This is a genomic window from Subtercola boreus, from assembly GCF_003399635.1.
Taxonomy (GTDB): Bacteria; Actinomycetota; Actinomycetes; order Actinomycetales; family Microbacteriaceae; genus Subtercola; species Subtercola boreus_B.
The window spans coordinates 71,122-91,998 of sequence record NZ_NBXB01000011.1; the positions used below are offsets into that span (position 1 = coordinate 71,122).

General features: G+C 67.3%; 20 protein-coding genes. 8 read left to right on the forward strand and 12 right to left on the reverse strand.

Annotated elements, in window-relative coordinates; all coding sequences use genetic code 11:
- Window positions 1-5 precede the first annotated feature (5 nt).
- From B7R22_RS02870 to B7R22_RS02895, 6 genes are all read right to left on the reverse strand, one after another.
- Window positions 6-2,225 (reverse strand): hypothetical protein, encoded by a 2,220-nt coding sequence (locus B7R22_RS02870; protein ID WP_147305278.1) that lies wholly within the window; start codon window positions 2,223-2,225, stop codon window positions 6-8.
- Between the two features lie 117 nt (window positions 2,226-2,342).
- Complete coding sequence (locus B7R22_RS02875) at window positions 2,343-3,437, reverse strand: glycosyltransferase (RefSeq protein ID WP_116410307.1); 1,095 nt, start codon at window positions 3,435-3,437, stop codon at window positions 2,343-2,345.
- Window positions 3,438-3,453: 16 nt separating this feature from the next.
- Complete coding sequence (locus B7R22_RS02880) at window positions 3,454-4,050, reverse strand: serine O-acetyltransferase (RefSeq protein WP_172582174.1); 597 nt, start codon at window positions 4,048-4,050, stop codon at window positions 3,454-3,456.
- Between the two features lie 8 nt (window positions 4,051-4,058).
- Complete coding sequence (locus B7R22_RS02885; protein ID WP_116410309.1) at window positions 4,059-5,015, reverse strand: NAD-dependent epimerase/dehydratase family protein; 957 nt, start codon at window positions 5,013-5,015, stop codon at window positions 4,059-4,061.
- Window positions 5,012-6,217, reverse strand: a complete 1,206-nt coding sequence (locus B7R22_RS02890) for a glycosyltransferase family 4 protein (protein WP_116410310.1) — start codon at window positions 6,215-6,217, stop codon at window positions 5,012-5,014. The genes B7R22_RS02885 and B7R22_RS02890 overlap by 4 nt, the downstream gene beginning before the upstream one ends.
- Before the next feature lie 12 nt (window positions 6,218-6,229).
- Entirely contained in the window at window positions 6,230-7,144 is a 915-nt protein-coding gene (locus tag B7R22_RS02895) for a glycosyltransferase (protein ID WP_172582175.1), read from the reverse strand.
- Between the two features lie 186 nt (window positions 7,145-7,330).
- Here B7R22_RS02895 and B7R22_RS02900 point away from each other — a divergent pair, with 186 nt between their 5' ends.
- Complete coding sequence (locus B7R22_RS02900) at window positions 7,331-8,812, forward strand: malate:quinone oxidoreductase (RefSeq protein WP_116410312.1); 1,482 nt, start codon at window positions 7,331-7,333, stop codon at window positions 8,810-8,812.
- A 49-nt stretch (window positions 8,813-8,861) separates the two neighbouring features.
- Here B7R22_RS02900 and B7R22_RS02905 read toward each other — a convergent pair whose 3' ends face one another.
- The 5 genes from B7R22_RS02905 to B7R22_RS02925 all read right to left on the reverse strand — a co-directional run bounded on the left by B7R22_RS02905 (window position 8,862) and on the right by B7R22_RS02925 (window position 12,950).
- On the reverse strand, window positions 8,862-9,236 hold the full coding sequence (locus B7R22_RS02905; protein WP_116410313.1) for a hypothetical protein: 375 nt from the start codon (window positions 9,234-9,236) through the stop codon (window positions 8,862-8,864).
- A gap of 146 nt (window positions 9,237-9,382) precedes the next feature.
- A complete protein-coding gene (locus tag B7R22_RS02910; RefSeq protein WP_116410314.1) occupies window positions 9,383-9,691 on the reverse strand; it encodes a PqqD family protein in 309 nt (102 codons plus the stop codon).
- Window positions 9,688-10,623, reverse strand: a complete 936-nt coding sequence (locus tag B7R22_RS02915; protein ID WP_116410315.1) for a hypothetical protein — start codon at window positions 10,621-10,623, stop codon at window positions 9,688-9,690. Before B7R22_RS02915 ends, B7R22_RS02910 begins: the two co-directional genes overlap by 4 nt.
- 3 nt (window positions 10,624-10,626) lie before the next feature.
- On the reverse strand, window positions 10,627-11,319 hold the full coding sequence (locus tag B7R22_RS02920) for a hypothetical protein (RefSeq protein WP_116410316.1): 693 nt from the start codon (window positions 11,317-11,319) through the stop codon (window positions 10,627-10,629).
- Window positions 11,316-12,950: a polysaccharide biosynthesis tyrosine autokinase gene (locus B7R22_RS02925; RefSeq protein WP_172582176.1), complete on the reverse strand. Its 1,635-nt coding sequence runs from the start codon at window positions 12,948-12,950 to the stop codon at window positions 11,316-11,318. Before B7R22_RS02925 ends, B7R22_RS02920 begins: the two co-directional genes overlap by 4 nt.
- A 198-nt stretch (window positions 12,951-13,148) precedes the next feature.
- On the opposite strand from B7R22_RS02925, the gene B7R22_RS02930 reads away from it, so the two are divergent.
- From B7R22_RS02930 to lepB, 4 genes are read left to right on the forward strand one after another with little or no spacing between them, the layout of a single operon-like run.
- On the forward strand, window positions 13,149-13,406 hold the full coding sequence (locus B7R22_RS02930) for a response regulator transcription factor (protein ID WP_147305279.1): 258 nt from the start codon (window positions 13,149-13,151) through the stop codon (window positions 13,404-13,406).
- Window positions 13,403-14,713: an alpha/beta hydrolase gene (locus B7R22_RS02935; protein ID WP_116410319.1), complete on the forward strand. Its 1,311-nt coding sequence runs from the start codon at window positions 13,403-13,405 to the stop codon at window positions 14,711-14,713. Before B7R22_RS02930 ends, B7R22_RS02935 begins: the two co-directional genes overlap by 4 nt.
- Before the next feature lie 28 nt (window positions 14,714-14,741).
- Window positions 14,742-15,872, forward strand: coding sequence for a hypothetical protein (locus B7R22_RS02940; protein ID WP_147305280.1), 1,131 nt, complete (start codon window positions 14,742-14,744; stop codon window positions 15,870-15,872).
- Window positions 15,873-15,890: 18 nt separating this feature from the next.
- Window positions 15,891-16,652, forward strand: coding sequence for a signal peptidase I (lepB, locus tag B7R22_RS02945; RefSeq protein WP_116410321.1), 762 nt, complete (start codon window positions 15,891-15,893; stop codon window positions 16,650-16,652).
- Here the strand turns inward: lepB and B7R22_RS02950 are convergent.
- Window positions 16,649-17,851: a hypothetical protein gene (locus B7R22_RS02950; protein WP_116410322.1), complete on the reverse strand. Its 1,203-nt coding sequence runs from the start codon at window positions 17,849-17,851 to the stop codon at window positions 16,649-16,651. The genes lepB and B7R22_RS02950 overlap by 4 nt on opposite strands.
- 141 nt (window positions 17,852-17,992) lie before the next feature.
- On the opposite strand from B7R22_RS02950, the gene B7R22_RS02955 reads away from it, so the two are divergent.
- Genes B7R22_RS02955 through B7R22_RS02965 form a run of 3 tightly spaced genes read left to right on the forward strand, consistent with a single transcriptional unit; the run spans window position 17,993 to window position 20,801 of the window.
- Window positions 17,993-19,414, forward strand: coding sequence for a polysaccharide biosynthesis tyrosine autokinase (locus B7R22_RS02955; RefSeq protein WP_116410323.1), 1,422 nt, complete (start codon window positions 17,993-17,995; stop codon window positions 19,412-19,414).
- A 30-nt stretch (window positions 19,415-19,444) separates the two neighbouring features.
- Window positions 19,445-20,116, forward strand: coding sequence for a hypothetical protein (locus tag B7R22_RS02960; protein ID WP_116410324.1), 672 nt, complete (start codon window positions 19,445-19,447; stop codon window positions 20,114-20,116).
- Between the two features lie 55 nt (window positions 20,117-20,171).
- Window positions 20,172-20,801, forward strand: a complete 630-nt coding sequence (locus B7R22_RS02965; RefSeq protein ID WP_116410325.1) for a copper resistance CopC family protein — start codon at window positions 20,172-20,174, stop codon at window positions 20,799-20,801.
- Window positions 20,802-20,877: the final 76 nt, after the last annotated feature.

The following is a 20,877-nucleotide window of genomic DNA, read 5'->3' on the forward strand; positions in this document are numbered from 1 at the left end:
CCCGCTCAGAGCTGTCGCCAGCCGGCACCGAGCCAGATCAGCTGCATGACCTTGCCGGGCGTCAGTGTGACGTCGGCGCCCGTGAGGGTGATCGTGTTGTAGCCAGAGACCCCGTTCTTCACGATGAGGTTCTTGCCGATCGTCGAGAGGTTTACGAGCACGAGCTGTTGGCCGAGATAGCGGCCGTTCCGCAGTTTGAAGAGCGTCGATTGGAACTCCACGGCGAACGAGATCACGATCGTCTGGTCGGGCGCGCGGGTGAAGGCGCCCGAGACGTAGTTCGCCCCGTTCGGTTCGTTCGTCGTCGTGCTCGTGTTCCAGAGGTAGTGGCCGCTGCTGTAGCCCTTCGACTCGTCTGTCGAATGCCAGCCGATCGTCGTCGTGCCGTCGAACCCGGTCGGGTTGAAGACGGGCCCCGCGTTGATCGGGCCGGGCGCGTAGTCCATCAACAGGTCGGGTATCACTGCCTTGCAGAGCGCCGTGGTGTTGGCGGCCCGGATGAAGTAGGCCAGGCGGTTCGCTGTCGCTGTCGATCCGGCCACGAGCGACACGCCCTGCGCCCGGAGAATGCAGCCGTTGCTCAGCGTGATCGGGATCAGCCTGGCTCCGGAGGTGTTCCTCCGAAAGTCGAAGAAGAGCCCCTGCACCGTCACGTCGCTGGCGTTGGCGATCAGGACGGCTCCGTCGTCGCTCACGGCGGGAGGCGCCCGGAACGTGATGGCGGTCATCTCCAACGTCACGAACTTCGCATAGAGCAGTTGCCCGCAGCCGTCTGTCTGCACATTCCGGATCGTGGTTCCGCGGGTCTCGGCTTTGTTCATCGTCGCGTTGATCGCTGTGCTCTTTATATTGCGGAGGGTCAGCCCATCCACAACATGCCCCCAGCTGTCGGTGACGGAGTCCTCTGTGTAGATCAGGATGCCGTCGTTGGTGCCCACGGCCTCGCCCGAGGTGACCCGGTGCTTTCTGCCCCGAAGACCGAAGCCCGCCGGCCCCGAGCCCGTCGCTGTGCAGTTCAGGAACTCCACCCCCTGCGAGGCCGAGTGCGTGTCCCACGTGATTCCCGAGGTGCCGTGACCGTGCGAATCGTGGATCTTGGTCTTGTAGGTGCGCCCGTACGCACCGACGTCGGTCGCACCGACGGCGACTCTCGCAGTGTCGTCTGTGTAGGCGTGCCGCACGTTCCGCATGATCGTGTTCGAAATGAACCCGAACGAACACGAGTTGTCGAGCACGCCGTAGCCGAGCCGGTTGGCATCGGGGTTGTTGGGCGCGTAGTCGAGCGTGCAGCCGTCGACCTGGTAGCCGTAGCAGCCCATCAGCTGGATGTGCTGGTTGGTGGCCAGAGAGACCTCGAGACCCGTGATGGTGGGCCTCACCATGTCCTTGAAGAGAACGGCCGTGGTGACCCAGGTGGTCAGTTTGCTGGCGTCGACGGTGATCCGGCCGCCGATGACGTGGCACGTGACCGGGTTCAGCAGGGACACCCTGAGGTTCTTCGAAAAGGTGTCGATGAGCTCTTCGCAGAGGGTGGTGATGGTCGTTCCGGATACGGACTCGACGACCAGGAACTGGCCCACCCGTGACTCGAGGCCGCCGCTGCCCGGGCGGGCGCCCGCGATGAGGTCGTCGGCGATGAGCTTGATCACATCGCCCTTCTGGTATGGCGCGGTTCCCGATCCGAGCACGACCTGCACCGTCCGCAATTCGCGGCCATCGATCGTCACGGTACCCGTCGTCGCGGAGGCGACCGGGTAGGTCGTGCCCCAGGAACCGCGGAAGTCGATGGCTCCCTCGGGCGGCGTCCCGTCGGGCTTCGCCACCAGCTGCAGCACGGCTGTCGTCAGGTCGAGGGTGATGGACTTGTTCCTGAGGTCGAGTCGGGTGTCCAGGAGGTAGGTGCCCGACGGCACGACCACCGTGGCCCCGTCGGGCGCGGCGTTGATCGCGCGCTTCAGGCCGAGGGAGCTGGAGGTCTTGCCCGTCGGATCGATGCCGACGAAGTTGTCGGGTGTGGCCAGCACGACGTGGTTGCGGAGCCGCGCCTCCGACGCGGCTCCGACGCTGTCCGCGGTGAGCGTGACGGCTCCGGTCAGCCCGTTGACGCTCGTCACGGTCGTCGCGGCTTCGGCGGTGGTCGACGGTGTGAGGACGGATCCGGCCGCTCCCGCCAGTCCGAGGCCACCCAGCGTCAGGATGGCGCGCCGTGATCGTGCGACGGTCACGTCGCCGGTAGTGCCTGATTCGTCTGTTCGGCGCATCTGCATACGGCGTCGGTCTGGTGAAGAGCGTGACGCCGCCCCCTTATGGGGGATAGCATACGCGGGAATGCGACAGGCCTTCTACCTGACTGACCCCAATGCTGCAACGAGGGCCGCCCCGCTGTACTCGGGCGAGAAATGGTGGAGCCAGTCGGTGAGCTCGACGGGCACCGGCACCGCGGCGGCCAGCTGCACCCCGTCGGCCAGATCGGAGACGCTCTGGCCGATGCAGAGCATCCCGGTGATGCCCGGCACGATCGCATCGGCCAGGCCCAGCGCCTTCGAGGAGGCGACGCTCGGGATGCCGACGGCAGCAGCTTCCACGAAGACGTTCCCGAAGCCCTCTGAGACCGACGGGAGCAGCACGACCGCATCGTCGGCGGCGCTGTCGTACCACGTCTCGACCCAGCCGTGCAGCACGAGCGGGATGCCCAGCTCCTCGGCCCGTTTCGAGATCGCGTCCCGCAGGGGACCATCACCGAAGTACTCTACGGCCACCGCGATGCCGCGCCTCCGCAGCTCGTCGGCGACCAGCAGAACGACCTCAGGCCTCTTCTGGTCGACGATCCTGGCCGGCACGGCGAGCGTCAGGCGTTTCGACCGGTCCAGCATCCCTCGTGATTCGCGAAGCGCCCGGCTCTTGTCGAGGTCGAGCTTTCCCGCGGCCGGGTTCGGAACCACGAAGACCCGGTCCGGATCCAGGCCGTAGCCGGCGATCGCCTCGGCGGCGACGGGATGGGAGATCGCGATGTAGCCGTCCGCACGGCGGTACAGATGCTTGGCCAGGAAGAGCTCCCGGCGGTACGACGCGCTGAGTGTGGTCCGGAGACCCGACTCGATGTTGCGCCCGCTGATCATCACGCGGGGCTTCTGGCGGAGAGTTGCCACCGCCAGCAGCGCGAGGATGTTCCAGTGCGGCATCAGGGAGATGATGGTGTCGAATCGCTCGCGCTCGATCAGGGAGCGGAACGCTGTGACGCGGGAGGGAAATGACCCGCTCGTGAGGCGCTCGACCCGATACGGCGTCGTCTCCGCACCCGTGGCGGCGGACTGGTGCGTGGTGACGACGGTCACGTCACAGTCGTGGTCGGTGAGGTAGGCCGCCCACTGGGTTGCAACGAACTCGGCCCCACCGCCGTGCAGCCGGGGAATGAGAATGGCGATCTTCGTGGGCACGTGGCTCTCCAGGTGTTCAGCTGCTGTAGGGCGGGAACCATTCGGGCATCGACGACGCCGATCCCCGTTCGGCGATGACTTTCGCGGGCGCTCCGGCCACGGTCACGCTGCTCGGCACGTCCTCGGTCACGACGGCATTGGCGCCGACGACCACCGAATCACCGACCGTGATGGCGCCGAACAGAACCGCTCCCGGACCGATGTAGACGTGGCTGCCGAGCTCGGGAACACCGCCCCGGTTCACCCCGATGTTCGTGCCGGAGTGGATGCGGCACCACGCCCCGACGCGGGCCCTGTCATTGACGACGATGCTGCCGAAATGGGCGATGGAGAGCCCGGGGCCGAAGACGCCTGGGGGGATGCTGATGCCCGTGTGCACGCTCAGTCTGGCCAGCCGCACCCGTTGGATCGAGTATCTGATCTTTCCTACGATCCCCGGCAGGGTGCGCAGGTATTCGGTGCGACGGAGTACCCGTTGGTAGTGCAGTTCCGGGTACTGGGGCACCAGGTAGAAGCGCCAGCGGTTCAGCCCGTGCGCCCGCAGGTCCCATTCGAGGAACCGGAGATAGTCCTGCCGTGACCGGATGGCGTTAGGCAGCTCGCTCTGCGACACGGTGAGCGTCAGAGCACCGGAGCCGCGAACGCGACCCGGGCCCACTCGTACTGGCGACGAAGTCCCTCTTCGAGGGGGACGGATGCCTTCCAGCCCAGCACCTCTTCGATGCTGTCCGTGCTGCCGCCGGTTCGGAACACGTCTCCGGCCACTCCGTCGATGTACTTCACATCGAGCGGCTTCTCGCTGATGGTTCCGAGAAGCGCGAGCACATTGTTCACGGAGATGTTGCTGCCACCCGCGACATTGAAGACGGATCCCTTCGGGGAGTCGACCAGTGCGGCCTTGACGTTCGCTTCGACGATGTCGTCGACGAAGGTGAAGTCCCTGATCTGCTCGCCGGTACCGAAGATCGTGATCTGCTCACCGCGCACGGCCGCCCGCACGAAGCGGGTGAAGGCCATGTCGGTGCGCTGCCGCGGACCGTAGACGGTGAAGTAGCGAAGCGACACCGTCGGAATGCCGAAGTTCTCCGCGTAGAGCGAGCAGAGGTGCTCCGCGGCGAGCTTCGTGACACCGTACGGGCTCATCGGCCGCGGCCGGTCCATCTCCAGCGTGGGGTAGCGCTCGGCGTTGCCGTAGACGGAGGAGGAGGAGGCGTAGACGAAACGCTTCAGCCCGCCGTTCTTCCGCGCCGCTTCGAGCAGTTTCTGGGTGGCCTCGATGTTGGCCGAGAGGTAGATCGAGAAGTCCGACCCCCACGATTTCCGTACCCCCGGCTGCCCGGCCTGGTGGAAGACGACGTCGATGCCCTCAAGGAGGTGATCGAGGTCGGCCACATTCAGGTCTTCCTCGATGAACGTGAAGCCGGGCGACTCCAGGGACTCGAGGTTCGCGCGCTTGATCTCGATCTCGTAGTAGTCCGAGAGGCAGTCGATGCCGACGACCTCGTGGCCCTCGGCGAGGAGCCGCTTTGCGAGGGTGCTTCCGACGAATCCGGCAACACCGGTGATGAACATCCTCATAGAGCATTCTCCTTGTCGAGAGTCGTCGAGCTGGTCGCCTTGCTGAAGAAGGTCTTCGCGATCAGGGTCGGGGCATCCTTGCCGGCCACGGCCGCGATAACGGTGTCGCGGTCGAGCCCGGCAGCGGCGATCACCTTCTCGGCGATCTGTAAAGGATCCCGTCCCGTGGTGAAGCCCGTGACACCGTCCTTGACCAGCGCCCCTGTGTCGCTGCCGTCTGTGACGACGGCCGGCAGGCCCGAGGCCATCGCCTCGACGAGCACGCGCGGGTAGCCTTCGTACCCGGCATGGGAGGTCATCAGGAAGAGCCCAGCGTGCGAGAGACGCTCGGCGACGTCATCGGGCGCCACCCGGCCGACCAGGGTGACCCGTTCGGCGACCTCGGCCGGAAGCGCGGCGATCACCGCCGTCACGTCGGCTTCGAGCGTTCCGGAACCCAGCAGGTCGAGGCGCCATGGCTCGTCCGGGTCGCGTTCGGCCAGGGCGGCCAGCACTCCGACAGCGAGGGCCGGGTCTTTGGGGACTTCGAGCCGGCCGACCCAGAGCAGGGTCTTCTCGTTCTCGTGGGTGCCGTTCTTCCTGATCAGCGCGGGGTCGTACCAGGTCGGGGAGAATACGGTGCGCGGGTTCCAGCGGTGCACGACCGCGGCGTACTCCTCGTTGAAGACGATCACCTTCGAAGCGTTCCGCACGACGGACTGCTCGAACTTCTTGTGGGCGGTGCCGAGAAAACGCCAGAACGAATCCGAGGTGCCGCCCGTCAAGCCGTCCTCTTGGGTGTGCACGCAGTAGGTCTGCGGGCCAGGCAGCAGCGAGCGCAGAACAAGGGCCGAATCCATCCGGTGCACCTGCACCATGTCCCGCTTCGGCAGGCGCCTGCGGTGACGGATGATCCCGGCGATGAGACGTACGGAGTGCGGGATCCGGCGGGCCTGGTCGGCGGGATCGAGCGAGACCACCGGAAGGAACCAGAACTCCTGCTCGCCGACCCGGTGACGTTCCCAGCGGCCGTTCTGCCGGCCGGCCGGCCCGTGGCCGGTGTCCACGCCGACGATGGCGACGATCTCGCCGACGGGGAGATACCGGCAGATCCCGCGGAGGCAGGTGTCGATGCCGCCGGGGGACGGGCGGGCGGGGTCGAACTGGTGCACGATCACCCGGTCGACGCGGGCGGGAGGTGCTGCGAAGTCTTGGAATGCCATGGCTCTGAGCTCCTACGGTCTGGATGGGGTCGTCGGTGAGACGCCGATAGTCGAGGCGGTTTCGAAGTTCTGTTCGTTCGAGCCCGAGAAGTCGAGGAGCCGGGCGAGCCCCCTGTCGGCCATTTCGACCGCGATCTGCGACTGGTGGTCGTCGACATGCTCCCCGTGCCGGGAGGAGCGCACAGCGAGAACGGGGAGTTTGCCGAGTTCGAGCATCTGCAGCAGAGATCCCACGCCGGCGTGGGAGACGACGACGTCGGCCTCGGAGGCCAACTGGGTCAGTTCGTGGAAGCCGAGCTCCGAATGGACATCGCCCGGGAGGTCGTCCCGCGTGGTCGCACCCAGTTGCCAGACCACGTCGTCTCCGGCGCGGAGGGAACGGAGGACAGCATCCACGGCACGGTCGAACCGGTACGGACGGATGGTTCCCAGTGTCACGAGGATCTTGCGACCGCCGTCCTGGCTCGTGCGGGTCTCGTGCGGTTCCCAGCCGTCGACGATGGAACCCTGGAAGGGCCACGACGTGGTGGCCCACGATTCGTACTGGCTGAGGGTGCGCACCCGGGGCGCCGCCCGCATGATGCGTCCGGTTGCAGACGGCCCTGTCGCCCGCGCCAGGCTCTCCACGAAGAAGGCCGGAGTTCCCCGCAGCGCGACATAGGGGAGAGCGAACGCCGCCACCGCGGCCCCGGTGCTGATGCAGGCGTCGAATTTCTCGGTCTTCAGGATCTCCCGCACCCGGCGCCAGGCGACGATGCTGCCGGCCACATCCCGGGGTGCGACGTAGTCGACGAAGCTCACGCGGCGATCGGCGAGCAGGGATTGGGCCTGGGGGGTGTCGAAGGTCACCCAGAGAGAATCCTCGTGGGAGGAGATGGCGTCATCGATCTTCAGAACCTCTGACAGATGGCCCCCAGCCGATGTCACCCACAGAATCTTCGAACGCCTTGGCAACGATTCAAAAATGCGAGACATCCTTTCCCCAGTGCCGCAATCGACAGATTCGTTCCTCGCCACACAATCTACCGTGCCGCACGCGGGAATGATTCGCAGGCGAATGGCAAGCCTGGCCCGATCGGCCGCCACGGCCATCCGGGGTATTAAGCTGTATAGGTGACTGACTCACCGAAACCTACGGACGTCGTACTGATCGGCGGCGGCATCATGAGCGCCACCCTGGGCGCCCTCCTCAAACTGCTCCAGCCCGACTGGTCCATCGCCGTGTACGAGAAGCTCGGCCATGTCGCCCTGGAGAGTTCCAATCCGTGGAACAACGCCGGCACCGGCCATGCCGCGCTCTGCGAGCTGAACTACATGCCACAGGCGGCAGACGGATCGGTCGAGACATCGAAGGCCGTCGCGATCAACGAACAGTTCCAGGTGAGCCGCCAGCTCTGGTCGTTCCTGGTCACGCAGGGGCTCATCAAAGACCCCGAGACGTTCATCAACGCGACGCCGCACATGACGTTCGTGCGCGGCGAGGACAACGTCGACTACCTCCGCCGGCGCTACGAGGCGCTGCTCAGCGAGCCGCTCTTCGCCGGCATCGAGTACAGCGACGATCCACAGGTGGTCTACGGCTGGGCGCCGCTGCTCATGCGCGACCGACGAAAAGACGAGCGGGTCGCCGCAACGCGGGTTCCCGCGGGCACCGACGTGGACTTCGGTTCCCTCACGCAGCAGTTGTTCGACTACATCACGGCCAATGGTGCGACGCTCAACACCGAGCACCAGGTGACCGGACTGAAGAAGCAGAAGGACGGCACCTGGAAGGTGGCGGTGCGTCACCTTGTCGGGGGAACCCCGAGCATCGTCAACGCCCGGTTCGTCTTCGTGGGCGCCGGCGGCGGCGCGCTGAACCTGCTGCAGAAGGCGGGCATCCCCGAGATCAGGGGCTTCGGGGGCTTCCCCATCAGCGGTGAGTTCCTGCGCACAGACAACCCGGCCGTCGTGCGTGAGCACCAGGCGAAGGTGTACGGCAAGGCGTCGGTCGGAGCCCCGCCCATGTCGGTTCCCCACCTCGACAAGCGCGTCGTCGACGGCGAGGCCTCCCTGCTGTTCGGCCCCTACGCCGGGTTCAGCCCGAAGTTCCTCAAGTCGGGCTCCTGGCTCGATCTGCCGCGCTCGATCCGCCTGCACAACCTCGGGCCGATGCTGGCCGTCGCCCGCGACAACCTCGATCTCATGAAGTACCTGATCGGTGAGGTGTTCGCGAGCCGCGCCAAGAAGATGGAGGCGCTCAGGGAGTTCATGCCGACCGCCGATCCAAAGGACTGGTACCTGATCACCGCCGGCCAGCGCGTACAGGTGATGAAGAAGGACGCGAAGAAGGGTGGGGTGCTGCAGTTCGGCACCGAGGTCATCACCGCCGCCGACGGCAGTATCGCCGGCCTCCTCGGAGCGTCGCCGGGTGCTTCGACAGCTGTGCCGATCATGCTCGACCTGATCGAGCGCTGCTTCCCCGCCGAGTACGCGGGCTGGGTTCCGCACCTGAAGAAGATGATTCCCTCCCTCGGCACCCTCCTGAACACCGCTCCGGCAAAGGCCGAGAAGGAGATCTCGGCGACGGCCGAGGTCCTGGGTATCTCCGTCTGACGACAGATTCCCGTCTGACCCAGTGTCCCCGTCTGGCGACACCCGCACCCTAGTTGCGCTCCGGATTGAGCCACGCCCCGAGATAGTGGGGTGAATCCGGGTCGGACTCGAGTTCGGCGGGGCAGGTTGCTGCCCGTTTCCGTAGCGCGAGCCAGCGGAGCCTCGGGTAGAGTTCCCGGGCGATCTCGTCGGGGAGCACGCCGAGCACGACCCGGTACGAGGTGTACCTGATCATCACCTGCACGACTCTGCGGCCGTCCTCCTTGGCAACGACCAGGCGGGCCCGCGCCATGCCCCCGAAGGTGCGTTGCGCATCGGCGATGCCCTCGATGCCGGGGATGTTGCGGGTGGCCGGAACGAAGATCGGACCCATGTCGTCCAGAATGGGCAGGCTCACCTGGGTGAGGTGCTGTCTGAGAGCCAAAGTGCCTCCAACGGTTGTCAGTCGTTTTCGCAGGAGGATTTGTGGCGCGTCAACCGCTGCGATCGGCTGACACCCCAAGGCTAGAGCTGCAAGGTTTCGTGAACGTGTCGTCGCGATGACAGTTTTCGCAGAATCCGCCCGAGCGGTCAGGATCGAGCGGCCTCGTTCTCGACCAGCCCGGCTCTGAGGAGGTCTTCGAGGAACGCCTCGACCTCCGGCGCGATCACGGAAGCGTCGACTTCGTGTCCGGCGGCGATCTCCTCGACCAGGCCGCGAGCCGATCGTGGACCCCGCCCGAGGCTCCGCCAGATGCCGACGCCCCCGCCGGTGAGTTCGAAGGGTCTGCAGTCCGGAGAGTCGAGGAGCAGCACGACGACGCCGGTGTTGTGCTCGACCTCCGCCGTGCCGGCCGCCCTCCGGAGCACCGTGTCGGCGGTGAGGGGAGGAACGGTCATCCGCGGGCCTTCCGGCGGGGGAGACCGGAGCGCCGGATCGTCGTGACGGCGCGCGGAACCTCGGACAGGCCCGTGCGCCAGCGCCGGAACCAACCGAGCATGACACCGTGCGGCCCGGGGGGGAGCTCGGGGTGCTGCGCGCGGAGGTCACTCGGCGCGGGAAGGAGTGCGCGCTGGGCGATCCTCACCCGCTGGGCGCCGTGGGCGTTGCGGAAGTCGAGCAGCCACGCTCCGACATTGCCGCTGGTGCTGGATTTGACGCGCCAGAGGGTCAACTCGTCACTCGGGTCGGCATCGGGAGCGATCTCCGCCCCGAGCAGGCGCAGGAAGGGTGCGGCGGTCTGCACGGCACCGAGTTCGGCGGCCCGGGCCACAAGGGTCTCGCACGCTGACGGAGACAGCGTCGCCACAGCGGCCTGCCGCAGACTCTCCAGCGTGTCGACGCGACCGGAGTGTTGGGTGAGCGGGTTCCGGAGCGAATGGAGCACGAGGATCAGGATGCCCGCCGCGATCCCGGGCGCGGCAACCGGCGCGTTCGCCTGCGACAGTTCGAGACGGTCGCTCCAGAGCGAATCGAACACCGCAGCCGGCTCACCGAGGAAACCCGGCCAGAACGAATGCAGATCCAGGTCGATGGGCCAGTCGTCGTGGATCATGGAGACGGAATGCGCCTCGACGATGCGCGGAACACGTCCAGCGGGCCGCTCGTACCAGCCGAAATGGGAGAGGTGCGCCGTCAGCTCGTCGAGCCGCCCCGGTTCGATCAGGAGATCCGCATCGGCAGAGACGCGTTCGGCCCGGAGCCCCAGCCGGCCGGCCAGCGGACCCTTGATAACCAGGGCACGAATACCGAGCGCGCGCGCGTGATGGCTCACCCAGGCCGAGGCGAGATCGACAGCGCTGGCGTTGTCGAGGGTGCTGACGACGCTCATAGGTCACGCGCGGACGCGGTCGATGCCCTCGGAGTCGATGGCCCAGCCGATGAAGTTGTGCACGATCTGCGATGTGGACAGGCTGATCTTCTGCGCGACGGCCTCGTGCACGGCGGTGGACTGCCGGAACGGGTCGGTGATGTCGTCGCCGGGGACGAGCCTGGCGACGCTCCGGATGCGGGAGAAGTCCTTCGTGCGGTCGCGGAGCATCCGCGCGATGTGCGGCGAACGACTGGTCAGGCTCTCGGCGACCTGGCGGTCGGTCGTGGCGAGGTCGTCGATGGTCTCCGGGAGGTCGACACTGGAGGTGGCCAGGAGCTTCGAGAACTCGGTCAGCGTGAAGGTGCGTTGCAGGGCTCGCGGGTATCGCTGCACGACCTCGTCCCGCTGGTCCCTGGTCATCGTCAGGATCAGGTCGCTGCTCGCGACGATGCCCGTGCGCAACTGGCGCGCCCGGAAGTCGTCGGGTGCTCCTCGATACCGGCGGGCCATCTGGGCGGCCGTCGCATCCATCGGCGACCCCACCACAGCGCCGAGGCCTCCGCTCGAGACCGCGACCGCACGGTGCAGGCCCGCTTCGCCGAGTCGTGACCTCGTCAGTACTTCGGCGAGGGGTGAGCGGCAGATGTTGCCCTGGCACACCATCACGATGTGGAACGGTTCGAATGCGAGGGTCGCGGATTCCGGTTCCGTCATGGCGCGGTGTTGTGTTCAGTCAGCTCGGACCGCGCGGCGCGGGGCGAGTCCGACTCGGAGACGGCGGGACCGGCCGGTCGGGCCGTGCTCTCGTCGTCGCCCTGCCGGCGTTCGAGGGGCGCGCCGCGGCGGGACTTCGACCGCACGGCGTCTGCGTACTCGGGTATGACGTGGGGGGCGCGGTCCTCGCCTGTCGCGTTCGACGAGTAGTAGTCGCCCTTGTACTGGTAGCCGTAGTACCCGTTCGCCGAACCCTTCCGGGGAACGCGGTTGAGGATCACTCCCAACGTGCGGCCATTCACCTTCTCGATGTTCTGCAGGGACTTGCGGAGGGCATCGATCGAAGTCTTGCCCACCGAGGCGACGATCAGGGCACCGTCGGTTCGCGCCGTGAGGATCGCGGCGTCGGTGACGGGAATGAGTGGAGGCGCATCGATCAGCACCATGGCATCGCGGGCGAGTTCGTTCAGCAGGGTGCGCATCGCCTTCGATCCGAGCAGTTCGCTCGGGTTCGGCGGGATGACGCCCGCACCCATGACGAACAGGTTGCCGGATTCCCCCCAGGGCTGAAGCACGTCTTCGATCTCGGCCCGGCCGACCAGCACGTCGGTCAGGCCGACCCCCGGCAGCAGGTCGAACGACTTGGCGACCGTCGGGCGACGGAGGTCGCCATCCACGACCACGACGCGCTGGCCGGATGCGGCGATGGTCGTCGCGAGGTTGGCGGTGATGGTCGACTTGCCGTCTCCGGCGAGGGAGCTGGTGACGACGATGATGCGCGGGGGATTGTCCACATCCATGAACTGCAGGTTGGTGCGGAGCTCCCGCATCGCTTCGGAGACGGCGTCGTCGTCGGTGCGCTTCGCCGTATAGTCTGACACGTTCATCTGGCTGACCAGGCGGTTCGTGTCGGTGAAGTTGCGGTCGAAGGGAACGGTTCCGACGACGGGCAGACCGAATTCCTTCTCGACGGCCGTGACCGAACGGATGCGGCGGTCGAGCGTGTTGCGGGTGAGCGCGTAGGCGATGCCGAGCGCGAAGCCGCCGAGGAGGCCGAGAAGGATGGCGAGCCGCGTGTCGGGTGATGTCGGAGACGTGGGGAGCACGGCGGAGTCGAGTGTCTGCAGGGTGACGATCGACGGACCGCTCGTCGTCGGGGCCGGAGCCGTCGTGCTCGGTTCGGCGGCGACTCCCGAGTTCTCGAGCGCCTTGACCTGCTCGATCATGCCGTCGACCCAGGTTTCGGCCAGGTCGCGGGCCTTCGCGGGAGTCGGGCCCTGGGCGGAGATCTGCAGCACGGCCGTGTCGCGGGGGTTGGTCACGGTGATGCTCGAGATCAGCGACTCGGGCGACGTCGTGAGCCCGAGCTTGTCGATGGCATAGGTCGCGACGGCGCGGGACTTCGCCACATTGAGATAGGACTTCACCCGCGATTTGGCGTAGTTGTCACCGACGAGCGCCGATCCGAGGTCAGTGCTCACACCGGTCGTGATGATGCCGCTCGCGTCTGCGGTGTAGACGCGAGGTTGGATGATCGCCCAGCCCGCACCGGCCCCGGCGCCCACGGCGATCAGCAGGACGATGCCGATCCAGTGGTTCCGCACGATCCGCAGATACGACGTCAATTCCATGGTGTCCCCTTGGACTGGTGTGGCCTGTGATGATCGAGATGATACACGCCCCTTCGGGGGGCTGCCTCCGGCATCGCCCTTCCTGCGCCCTCTCCTTTCGCTACTCCACTTCCGACAACACAACGTGCTGGCCGACGTCGTGCTGCTCGACAACGAACTCGGCAACGGCACCCGACCCCTGCGAAGGTCAGTTCGCTCGTGCCGCATGGAACGGGCATCGTCGTGCTGGGCAGCACGACCTACGCCCCGGCCATCCGGCGGGTCATGAACGCGGGAGCGCACTCCTTCGTTCTGAACGAGGACTCCCCGGAGACGATCGCCGAAGCGGTGGCGGCCGCGTCCCGCAACGAAGTCTTCGTTCCGGCGGCGGATGATCCGCGACGGTTGGATCCTGCCGTTGCGTTCCGGAGCCCTCGATCGAAACCCAGCCCTCTGCCGTCATACTGTGACTCATGACCGATGCCTTCCTGAGCCTGAACATCGTCAACGCCCCCGTCATCGTGACGATGACGGTCATCAGCATCGCCCTCGTGCTCTACCTGCTGATCCGCCGCCCGACCACGCGTTGGGTGCTCACGGCGTGCATCGGCGCCGTCTCCGGTGCACTGATCGGCGCCGTCACGATCCTCGTGACGGTCAACGTGATGGACCTCTTCGGAACTCGCCTCTCGCCGGTGGTCGACTGCTGGATCATCCTGACCTTCGCGGCCGTGGCGATCGCCATCGTGAACCTCTGGCTGACGCGCTGGTGGCGGAAGGTCATCGCCGCCGTCTCCATCCTCATCTTCGTGCTGACGGGCACGCTCGGCGTGAACGCGGCGTTCGGGCTCGACAAGACCGTGGCGGCGTTCCTCGGGGTGACGAACGCGAAACCGCTCGACACCGGCGCATCGTCGACCGGCAGGCCGACCGCCGACCCGAGCATCGATCCGGGCCTGCCGCTCTACGAGACGTGGAAGGCCCCGGCCGACCTCCCCGCGGCCGGTTCGCTCGGAACCGTCGACATCCCTAACACGGTCTCGGGGTTCCCCGCCCGCACGGCGCTCGCCTACGTGCCTCCGGCGGGACTGGTCGCGGCCAAGCCGAAACTGCCGGTGATCATCCAGTTGAACGGCCAGCCGGGAAGCCCTGGCCTCGACGACCCGAAGGTCATCCTCGACAAGCTCGCGGCAGCCGACAATGGACTCGGGCCGATCGTTGTGAACCCCGACCAGCTCGCCGACGATTCGAAGGACCCGATGTGCCTCGACACGTCGATGGGCAATGTCGAGACCTACATCATGAAGGATGTCGTGCCCTGGGTGAAGTCACACTTCGTTGTCTCGGACGACCCGAAGGACTGGACCATCCTGGGGTTCTCGAACGGTGGGATGTGCGCCGCCTACTTCGGCGCGAAGTACCCGCAGGTGTTCGGCAACTTCGTCGACATCTCGGGCGACGAATACCAGGGAGTGGATGACCGGTCGACCCTCTCGCGGGTCTTCAACGGTGACCAGGCCGCCTACGGGGCCGTCTGGCCGAAGACGATCATGTCGAAAACGACCTACCCGGATTCCGTCGGTGTCTTCGCCGTGGGCGCGAACGACCAGGAGGCGCTTGGCGGCGTCAAGAGAACCTACGACGCGGCCGTCGCTGCGGGCATCCACGCCACCTACACAGAGATCCCCGGCAGCAGCCACGACAACGTCGCGCTCGACGGCGGGCTGAGCCGCGGTTATGACGTGCTGTATCCGCGCTGGGGGCTCACGAAGCCCAGTTCGTAGCCGGGTGGCGGTGCGATAGCGTGTGAGCATGACGCACCTCGTCGAACTGACCTGCCTCGAGGTGCCGTTCGTGCTCCGCTTCGAGGGACTCGAGGCGCGCGACGCCCAGAGGGTGGCCGAAGTGTGGGAGTGGTGCGGGGGTTCGGTCGTCGAGACCGCTTCCCCCGGCCGCCAGAATGTGCGCGTGGTGCTCGACCCGGGGGGCCGGGCAGGGGCGGCCGGGCCGACTCGGGTTCCCCAGCCGGTTCCGGATGATCGACCCGACCTGGTCGCCCAGACCCTCCCGGAGCTCGAAGACCAGCTCGCCGGGCTCGTGACGCGCCTGGCGATCGACGCGCGGCGGAACGACCTCGTCATGCTGCACGCCGGGGCCGTCGCCGACCTGCAGACAGGCCGCGTGATCGCCTTCGTCGGGCCGTCCGGTCGGGGCAAGACGACCGCATCGATCGCGCTCGGCCGGGTCTTCGGCTACGTCACAGATGAGACTCTCGGCATCAACGACGACCTCACCGTTCTGCCCTACGGCAAACCCCTCTCGGTGAAGCAGCCGGCCCCCGCGCGCTGGAAGACCCAGGTCTCGCCGACCGCACTCGGCCTGCAGGCTCTCACCCGGCGGCCGCTGAGACTCGTCGGGGTCGTGATGCTCGATCGCCGGCCAGCCGAGCCCGGCGAGGTGCCGCCCGCCGTCCGCCCCCTCGGGTTCGCCGAGTCCGTGGGTGAACTCGTGCCCCAGGTGAGCTATCTCGCGGAGCGTGGTCGGCCGTTGCAACGACTGCGGTCGATCCTCGACAGCTGCGGCGGTCTCCGGCAGGTGAGTTACAGCGAGGCGGACACGCTCCCTGAGGTGTTCCGGCGGCTCTTCGCCGAGGCCGGACCGGAGACTCCTGCCTCGCCGACCGTCTTCCACACCGTGTTCGACGACGCGGTCAGGGACGGCGATTCGCTCGTGGTGCTGAAGGACCGCGTGGTGCGCGTGCTGAGCGGCATCGCCCCAACGCTCTTCGAGAACGCGATCGCGGGCTCGACGATAGAAGAACTGACCCGAGCGGTGGTCGACAGCCATGGCCTGCCGCCGTCGGGTGACGCCGACGAGCTTGTGGCGGCAGCGTTCGACGAGCTCGTCTCGGTCGGCCTGCTGCGGGCTGCGGGCAACCGGTGAGCGCCGAGTGAGCGCCCGGTGAGCGCCGAGACGCCGCAACCGGTCGGGTCGGCCGGGCCTGCCAGGCGAGGCCGTTCCGCCAGACCGTCCCGACCGGCGCGCTCGGGCATCCGGCGCATCACCGGCAGCTTCTGGTTCAACCTGCTCGCGGCCTTCGTGGTGCTCGCACTTGTGCAGGCGTTCCTCGTCAAGGTCTACTACGTGCCGTCCGGGTCGATGCAGCAGACGCTCTCGATCGGGGACAGGCTGCTGGTGGATCGGGTTTCGCTCGACTTCTCCGACCCGAAAGACGGCGACATCGTCGTGTTCACGGCATCGGATCTCTGGGGTGAGACCCCGGAGCAGCCCTCGAATCCGCTCCTCTACGCCGTGCGCTGGCTCGGCGGAATCGTCGGGGTGGGTCCCAACCTCGACCACACGCTGGTGAAACGGGTGATCGCCGGCCCCGGCCAGACGGTCTCGTGCTGCGACGCAGAGGGGCATCTGCTCGTCGACGGGCTGGCGGTCGACGAGCCGTACGTCTACGCCGACTATCCCTTCGCTCCGGGAAGCTTCGACTGCGGCAGCACTCCCGTCTCGATGCGCTGCTTCGGCGAGCTCACGGTGCCGGCGGGGCAGTACTTCGTGCTCGGCGACCACCGCTCGAACTCGAACGACTCGATCTTCGCGTGCCGGGGGCGGGATCCGACCAGCGCGTGCCTGAAGATGGTCGGCCGCGGGGACATCGTGGGCCGGGTGGCGGCCATCGTCTTCCCGCCGTCGGACTGGCGCGGCTTCTAGCTCGTGCTCGGCAGGCCGAGGTCGAAGGTGGCGGATGGCGTGGCCGGTACCCGTTTGCCGAACGAGAGCCCGAACCGGCTCGCCAGAGCCGCGATCCTGTCCGGAACGGCCTTGGGCTCGTCGAAGACTCGGAAATCGTCGCCAGCGGCAGTCTCCGGTGCCGGTTCGCGTCGGAATGGCAGCTCGAAGTTCGCCGCAGGGGCTCCGGCGTCGACGCTCGCCTCCGCCAGCGGGCTGAAAACGAGGTCGAGGCTCGTGGCCGACCCGCTTTCGACCTGCTTGAGAGGTGAGACGGGCGAGAGACCGAGCGTGAAGTCGGAGCCGGCCCCGGGCCGCGTGACGACAGCACCTGGTGCGGCTGCCCACGGCAGCACGAAGCCGGCCGCGATCGAGGCACCGGACGGTGCGCGCTCGGCCAACCCCGTGGCCATGCCCGGGCGGGTCGTCAGAGGGCCGCGGCTGCTGGGCGTCGACGGCGTGCGTCGGCTGCCGGGGAACGACTGCGTGCGGAGCCGGCGGAGGCGCCAGCGGGTGAAGACATAGGTGGCCACACCGAGCAGCAGGACCAATCCGGCGGCAACCCCCGCGATCACGTAGGGGAAGACGTCGCGCACGGCACCGGCCGACGGCGGCGGGTAGAAGGGCAGCTCGATGACGGGAGCGGGAGCGGCCGTCGCCGTGATCACGGGCGCGGGGGCCGGCGTCGGGGTCTCGGTCGGAACAGGGGTCGCCTCGCCAGAGTCCGACTCATCGGAGCCGGAGCCGGAGCCGGAGCCGGAGTCCGAGTTCGAGCCGGAGTCGGATTCGACGGGCGCCGGCGCCGGCTCCTGGGCCGGTGCCTCGGAGGGAACAGGATCGACGGGCACGGGCACGTCCGTCGCCGGGGCCGGCTCCTCGGTGGGAACCGGGTCCGTGGTCGGCACAGGATCGGTGGTCGGCACGGGGTCGGGTGTCGGCTCCGGGTCCGTGGTCGGCACGGGGTCCGGTGTCGGTGTGGGATCCCTGGTCGGCACGGGATCCGGAACCACCGGCGGAACCAGCACGGGGCCGGTCGTGTCGTCGGCGAGCGAGAAAGATGTGGGCACTGCCTGGGCCGTGGCGGCGGCGCCCCCCAGGATCAGGGCCGGGGAGAGTGCGCAGACGACCGCCGTGACCGCGGCCAGAGTGGCGGCGCGGCGGAGGGAAGAGTGACGGCGCATAGGTCCACCTTCCCATAGGTTCCTGTTGTCAATTGTAACTTTCTCAGACACCTGACATAGAATTCTCGCGCCGGGAGACCGTTTCTCGGCTCGCGCTGGCCAGGGGAAGCTGCCGGCTTCACCAGGAGAGGGCACCAGCCTGTGACTTTAGAGGGTTATTTTCGCGTCATCCGTAAAGGATGGGTGTTCATCGTCATCTTCGCTTTGCTCGGCATCGGTGCCGGCGCTGCGTTGGCAATCATCGCGACCCCCCAGTACCGCACCACGACGACGATGTATGTCTCGGTCGCTGTTTCGGACACACCGACGGCCGGCGATCTGACCTCGGGCAACAACTATGCCCAGGCAAAGGTCAAATCGTACGTGAGCATCATCACGAGCGCCTCCGTTCTCGACAAGGTCATCGCCGAGCTGAACCTCGACACGACGAGCAAGAGCCTCGCCGACCACCTGTCGGCAGCGTCTCCCGTCGGAACGGTGATCATCGAACTCACCGCGACGGACTCCGACCCGCAGACAGCGGCGAATCTGGCCAACGCCACCGCGCAGAGCTTCTCCGACGCCGTGGTGAACGAACTCGAGAAGCCTGCGGGCGGCGGGGCAAGCCTTGTCAAGGTGCGCGTGGTCGACCCCGCGCTCGTGCCCACGAGCCCCTCCAGCCCGAATGTGCCGCTCAACATCGCGCTCGGCCTGCTGGTCGGCCTCGTGCTCGGCCTCGGCGCCGCGTTCCTCCGCACGGCTCTCGACACCCGCGTTCACGGAGCACACGATGTCTCCAGCGTGACCGACGCACCCCTTCTCGGCGGGATCAGCTTCGACCCCGAGTCGAACAAGCACCCCCTGCTCGTGCACAGTGATCCGAGGAACCCGCGTGCAGAAGCCTTCCGGGCGCTCCGCACCAACCTCCGCTTCGTCAGCGCCGGATCTGCCAACCACTGTTTCGTCGTCACCTCCTCCATTGCCGGTGAGGGCAAGAGCACGACGGCGGCGAACCTCGCCCTCGCGCTGGCCGAGACCGGCGTGCGCGTCGTCATCATCGACGGCGACCTCCGAAAGCCCAAACTGGCGGAGTACATGGGCCTCGAAGGGGCAGTCGGCCTCACCGACGTTCTGATCGGCACCGTCCCGCTTGCCGACGTGCTGCAGCGCTGGGGCAACCGTGAGCTGTATGTGCTTCCGGCGGGCCGCGTTCCCCCGAACCCCAGTGAGCTGCTCGGCAGCGACGCGATGCACAACCTGCTCGAAGCGTTGAACGAGCAAGTCGACTACGTGATCATCGACGCCCCGCCGCTCCTCCCCGTCACCGACGGTGCCATCATCAGCAGCATGACCGCCGGTGCCGTCGTCGTTGCGGGATCGGGCAAGGTCAAGCGCACCGAGCTGGCCCGGGCGCTCAACTCGCTCACGAGCATCGACAGCAAGGTCGTGGGCGTCGTTCTCACGATGCTGCCGAACAAGGGACCGGACTCCTACAACAACGAGAAGTACGGCTACTACGGCGCAGGCCCCGTCGAGGAGGAGTCGGAGAACGCTCCGGCCCGCCGTCGTCGCGGTCGCAAGTAGGCCCATTCTGCACAAAATAGACTGGCTGGTGTGAACACACGGCCGGCTCGCGTCCTCCGCGGGCTGGCCGCCGCCATCTTCGCGGTGTTCGTCGCCATGCTCTCGCACCTCGCCGGTGGGGGCGGGTCTCCCGGTGCTGTCGGTGCCGCGCTGGCCCTCGCGTTCTCCGGCGTCGTCTGCGTGGCCCTCGCCGGTCAGTCGCTCTCCCTGCTGCGGCTCTCGATCTCGGTCGTGTGGAGCCAGGTCATCCTGCACACCCTGTTCACCGTCGGTGCAGCAAGCGGAGCGACGGTCGCCATGGGCACGATGCGGCACCATGGCGGGGGGTTGCTGATCGTCTCTGACGCCACCGGCGGTATCTCTGACGCCACCGGCGGTGCAATGGCGGGTGGCCGGGAACCGATGCTGCTGGGAGCCCTGGCTGCACAGCTGTGCTCCGGCATGTGGATCGCGCATCTCGGCGCCGCCCTCGTCACCATTCTGGCGCTGAGGCGGGGTGAGAGCGCCTTCTGGGGCCTCGTGGGCATCGCCGGCCTCCGTTTTCGGCGTCTGCTTCGACCTCTCTTCGTGGAACCGACTCCCGTCACAAGCGTCGACGGCACAGGGTCGTCGACTGCGCGCGATCACCACCGCGACCTGGGCGTGTTCCTGCAGAGCGTCTGGCGGCGTGGTCCTCCCGTGTGTGTGCATATCGCCCACTGATTCCACACGCAGAACATCGGTTGCGCCACGCGTTGCCGAGGAGAAGAAACCACGCATGAAGAAGATGTTCGTCCTGCGCGCCGGAACGGCTGCAGCAGCACTCCTGGTCGCGGTCGGGCTGGCCGCACTCCCCGCCGGCAGTGCCTCGGCGCACGACTTTCTCGTCAGCAGTTCGCCTGCTGCGGGTTCGACCGTCACGGCGCCACCCAGCAGCGTGAGCCTGACGTTCAACGACCTAGTGCTCGATCTGTCGGGTGACGGGTCGTCGTCGATCGTCGAAGTGACGGGGCCCGGTGCCACGACCACTCACTTCGAGACGGGATGCGCGAGCATCCTGGGCCGGACGGTGAGCGTGCCGGTTGCTCTGGGAGGTGCCGGGGTATACGCGCTGAGTTGGCAGATCGTCTCCTCCGACGGGCACCCGGTGAGCAATTCGATCACGTTCACGTATGCGCCGCCGGCGGGCGCGGTGGCGGCTGCGGGCACGGCGGCGGCGCCGGACTGCGGGCGTGCGGGCACCAGCACGCTCGGTGCGCTTCCATCGACGACCACCAGTGAGAGTGATGGCGCGGCAGGCTGGCTGATCCTCGCTGTCGCCGGAGGAATCGTGGTGCTTGCTGTGCTCGCGGTCGGCGCCGTGCTCCTCGTTGCGCGGCGCAGAGGGAAGTCGGAAGAAAAGTCGTGACCGGGGCAATCCGGTCTCACGGAGGCTCCGAATAACGTGCTGTAGGGCATCCGGTGACCAACTGCGATGGAAACCA